Origin of the sequence: Xenorhabdus yunnanensis, from assembly GCF_028598805.1 — a bacterium.
Classification (GTDB): Bacteria; Pseudomonadota; Gammaproteobacteria; order Enterobacterales; family Enterobacteriaceae; genus Xenorhabdus; species Xenorhabdus yunnanensis.
Map to the genome: position 1 here is coordinate 1 of NZ_JAQRFI010000114.1, position 3474 is coordinate 3474.

Here is a 3474-nt window from a genome sequence, read left to right on the forward strand (position 1 = left end):
TTCATCAACAACGTACATTGCTAATTAATATGAAGGCGGTAGGACTTCTCCGCCCGTAAACATCAAAAATCGGGTTTATCAACACGGAAAAAGAGTTTTCTGGTCTGTCGTAGTGAGTGGTTTATTAATACATCTTGTTGCATTTTGGTCCTCTGAGAATGGCATGTAACAAGATGTCTTGCAGTAATAAAATTTATTTTGTCCGTGGGCAATAATGAAACACCGACTTAGGGATTTAAGCGCCGAAGTTACTGCTTAAGTAGTTGGTGTGTTTTTTACCAAAGCCAAAGGCTTTTTTCGTCACGACACGGAATTTGACGCCGACACCAGACGAGCGTGGCATCAGGTCAAAGTTTTCCAGTAAGACCCGTAAATGCTCATCAGGATTGAAGTTGAAAACGTAATACATATACGTCATATCCAACGGATCGAGCACAAACACCTTGCTTTCATTGCGCCAGAAAAAGCGCTCCAGAAAGAGGTTGATGTTGGTGACCGTCGGGCTTTGGGTCAGGTTAAAGTAGCGCATGCGGATAATCAGGCGCTTCTGTTCAGCGGTGAGCATCAGGGTATAATCGGCATTGCGCCGGAAGTTGCCCTTAAAGTTACGCTTCTTACCAAAACCCCAGCCAATTTTGGTCTTGTCACTGGGCGCAACATCAATCCCCAGCGACACATCCAGAATGCGTGCCCAGACCGCCAGCCCGAAATCGTTAGCGGTGTCGATATTGAACACGTCACGATACCAGTTATGCCAAAACGTCACGTTACTTTGCTCAAAATACGCCGCTTTGCGACGCGCCAGCGTGTTCAGCTTCGGCGCATTTTCATACTGCCAGAGAATGGCCCGCAGCAGGTCAGAATGAAAATCCAGTTGTTGTATTTTCATGTGATTATTACCTGTACTGAGCCACGATGCAGCCGCGCCACTTCATTGAGTTTGACCGGAATAGTGCCCATTTCCCAAGACCGCCCATCAAGGGAAAGCTCCACTTTGGTAATAAAAAGCCGGGGTTCAATGGCATTAATCGCCGCTGAGATTTCAAACGGCGAGACTTCACGCCCGACCACCAGCCCGCTATCGCCTTCCTGCTCACCCCGTACCCATTGCTCAATCGCCGCCGGAATAAGGCTTTGCGCGTCCATCGTGGACTTTTTCACCGTGACCCGGCAAAAGGTGATTTTTTCCGTGGGGCGGTCAAAGCGGATCTCATACTCCTGCCCGCTCACCCGCTCTGTCACGGTCACCACTTCTTCCCCGTTATAGGCCGCCCCGATGGTTTTGGTGCGCAGTAAGGCGCGGGCGATTTCCTCGCGGTCGCCGCCTTCCACACAAACATAGACGCTATGGGGCAGCAGCTTAATGCCATCAGCCGGGCGGTCAGGGGTTTTAATGGTCAGCCCGCCGGAGAGTTGTTTCAGGGAGTCATCCAGATTGCGTTTGGCGTTTAAATCGGTCTGGCTGACAAACTGATCCGCCATCTCTGCGGCTTTGCGGTTAAATATGCTGTCCCAGCGCCGCTTTAACTTGTTGAGCCAGATACGGGTCTGGCTGGCAATACTGGCATCCATCGCCCTAGGTTCGAAGTCGTCCTGTAATTGGGTTAATGCCTGTTCGTAATCCTTAAGCATCCGTTTGATTAATCGTGACAGGTCACGCTGATAACGATCAGTTGAGGCCGCCGAATAGTGGAGCGGCTTGCCCTTCATGACCGCCTGCCGCGCCGTTGCCCACTGTTCCCGTTTCGCTTTCAGGCGGATCTTCTTCGCCATCGTCTTCCTCGTTAATCTCTAAGCCGAAGTAACTGGATTCTTTATCCGCAGCCAGCTTCTGGCGGATATCGAATCCATCCACCGCCCCGACGTTGGCGTAGTTCACGGCGGTCTGGGAGTCTTTCAGTTCAATGTCGGCATATTCAGCCGCAGTCGGGCTGTCGAGCGGTCGCCATGAGATACTGATATCCACAATTGGCAGTCCTTCGCTGCGCAACAGAATGTCATAATGACGCTGTAGCAAATCTTCTAAATCGTTGGCCTGAATGCTCTCAAGCTCTTCACGGTAGGCCGCTTCTTCATACTCGCCACTGGAATTGAATCCCTTTGGGGTCGTACCCAATAGCTTAGTCGCGGGGACATTGGCCGCGGCCGCGACCAGCTGATATTGCGTCATGATGGTGGCGTCTAAATCCGCCAGCGAGGTATCGAACTGCTGAACGGTGTCTGAATTGCTGGCGATCTGAACGCCGTAGTTATCCCGCATCAGGGCGAAATATTCGATATTCTCCGCAATCACGCCTTTGTCTGCGTTTTCTGCATCTGCCATGCCAATGGTCAATAACCGCTTGGTCATCGCCAGTTGCGGTGCTTCATTGGCGGTACGCTCGGCGGCATAAACACGTTCATACACGCGCTCTGGCACGGAAACGCCAAAATAGTTGTACATCGGCTTGAGCACATTCGGCACCGGGAACGGCACAAACTTCACCAGATGCGATTTGTGATAACGCCGTCCGCCTATCCGGTAATAGGTTGGCTCGTAGAAGTTCAGCGACGCCGGATCTTGCACGTTATCGGCGGTCAGTTCCGGCGTCACCCACTGGGGATCAAGCTGCTTGATGCCTTTGTACGCCCCTTTCTGGATACCATCAGGATTAAAAGGGTTCTCGTAGAATTCTTTCGGGTTCGGGGTCTCGACGACAAACAACGCAATCCGTCCCCCGTACACCCGCCCGAAATGCACCAGCTCTTTCAGGGCGTTGTTGATGCGGTATTTTTTATCCCGCTTCTTAAGATGGTCGATAACGGCGCTGTCTTCACAGTCAATTTCATACCCCTGCCGGACAGCATCACGGGCAGGCATATTGCACGCCTTGTCCACCAGCCAGTGCTTGGCGATCACCGCACACAGATTGTTGCCGATAAACATCTGATTGGCATACCATGCGGCTTGGGCTTCGGGAACACCGTAGACACTGCCCGCTTTGAATTGAGGGATTGAACCCTCAATCGAGTCCATCGCCACACCTGCAATAGTAGGCTGCGGCAGTTCCAGCCCGTTAAAGCCATTTTCTTTGGCAAGTGCCGGATATAAGTTAGTCGAAAATGCCGAACGTTTAACAGGTTGTTCGGTCGGTTTTCGTTTGGCAAAAGGCCACATAACATTACCTCTTGGTTGTAAAGAAACTGCCTTTTTTCTGATACAAATCGCGCAGTGCCTGTGTCATGGCATCCACCACGTCATCATGGGCACCGACAGGGAATGTAGTAATTTCGTTCACGGTATCCACCACCCACGGGGCGGTGTCTTTATGGGGTAGCCAAATGTTACCTGCCTCCCATTCTGCTGTGACTGCGTGAGCACGGGCGACCTTGCTTCCATCAGGCTTGATTGGAATTAATCCCGATACGGTGTTTTTCAGGGTGTCAAGCACCGCGGGGCCATTCGCGGTATCTTCCACCAGCTTACGGCGGCCA

Annotated in this window: 4 protein-coding genes; all 4 read right to left on the reverse strand. The window is 51.8% G+C overall.

Translation table 11 applies throughout. The features are described from left to right. Window positions 1–235: 235 nt before the first annotated feature. A complete protein-coding gene (locus PSI23_RS20725) occupies window positions 236–889 on the reverse strand; it encodes a DUF2612 domain-containing protein (protein ID WP_273556847.1) in 654 nt (217 codons plus the stop codon). Next, on the reverse strand, window positions 886–1773 hold the full coding sequence (locus PSI23_RS20730) for a hypothetical protein (RefSeq protein ID WP_273556848.1): 888 nt from the start codon (window positions 1771–1773) through the stop codon (window positions 886–888). The genes PSI23_RS20725 and PSI23_RS20730 overlap by 4 nt, the downstream gene beginning before the upstream one ends. Then, window positions 1670–3157 carry a phage portal protein gene (locus PSI23_RS20735; protein WP_273556849.1) on the reverse strand — a complete coding sequence of 496 codons (1488 nt, stop codon included), beginning with the start codon at window positions 3155–3157 and terminating at the stop codon, window positions 1670–1672. Before PSI23_RS20735 ends, PSI23_RS20730 begins: the two co-directional genes overlap by 104 nt. A gap of 4 nt (window positions 3158–3161) precedes the next feature. Beyond that, window positions 3162–3474 (reverse strand): phage terminase large subunit (gene terL, locus PSI23_RS20740; RefSeq protein ID WP_273556850.1); only part of this gene is annotated, 313 nt, incomplete at its 5' end.

Excerpts from the sequence above, each read along its gene's own strand:
- PSI23_RS20725 (WP_273556847.1), bottom strand. The coding sequence starts at position 889 with ATGAAAATACAACAACTGGATTTTCATTCTGACCTGCTGCGGGCCATT.
- PSI23_RS20730 (WP_273556848.1), bottom strand. The coding sequence starts at position 1,773 with ATGGCGAAGAAGATCCGCCTGAAAGCGAAACGGGAACAGTGGGCAACG.
- PSI23_RS20735 (WP_273556849.1), bottom strand. The coding sequence starts at position 3,157 with ATGTGGCCTTTTGCCAAACGAAAACCGACCGAACAACCTGTTAAACGT.